The organism is Micromonospora arborensis, assembly GCF_003205615.1.
In the GTDB taxonomy this organism is placed as follows: domain Bacteria; phylum Actinomycetota; class Actinomycetes; order Mycobacteriales; family Micromonosporaceae; genus Micromonospora; species Micromonospora arborensis.
On the sequence record NZ_PYBV01000088.1, the window covers coordinates 1 to 216 of the forward strand.

A 216-nucleotide genomic window follows, 5' to 3' on the forward strand; every position below is an offset into this window, starting at 1 on the left:
GGGCCGGGGAATCGTCTCCGCGAAGATCGTCGTCGCGGGCGGCTTCGGCGTCGGTAAGACGACACTGGTCGGGGCGATCTCCGAGATCACACCGCTGACCACCGAGGCGTTGATGACCGCGGCGGGTGTCGGCATCGACGACCCGTCCAAGGTGCCGGGCAAGGAGACCACCACGGTCGCCATGGACTTCGGCCGCATCACCATGGCTCAGGATCT

At 67.1% G+C, this 216-nt stretch carries 1 protein-coding gene; it reads left to right on the plus strand.

What is annotated here, in order from left to right:
* A partial coding sequence (locus C7C45_RS32890) for an ATP/GTP-binding protein (protein ID WP_425271193.1) occupies positions 1–216 on the plus strand: 216 nt, incomplete at both ends.